1 rRNA gene is annotated in these 255 nt (G+C 57.3%); it reads left to right on the top strand.

The annotated features are described in order from the left end of the window. Positions 1–255 (top strand): 16S ribosomal RNA (locus LC417_RS22640); the annotation flags it as partial.

Genomic DNA, 255 nt, shown 5'->3' on the forward strand with positions numbered 1-255 from the left:
GGTCCAGACTCCTACGGGAGGCAGCAGTGGGGAATATTGCACAATGGGCGCAAGCCTGATGCAGCCATGCCGCGTGTATGAAGAAGGCCTTCGGGTTGTAAAGTACTTTCAGCGGGGAGGAAGGCGACGGGGTTAATAACCCTGTCGATTGACGTTACCCGCAGAAGAAGCACCGGCTAACTCCGTGCCAGCAGCCGCGGTAATACGGAGGGTGCAAGCGTTAATCGGAATTACTGGGCGTAAAGCGCACGCAGG

The sequence above is a fragment of the Pantoea sp. OVA07A genome (assembly GCF_019969975.1).
Lineage (GTDB): Bacteria > Pseudomonadota > Gammaproteobacteria > Enterobacterales > Enterobacteriaceae > Pantoea > Pantoea agglomerans.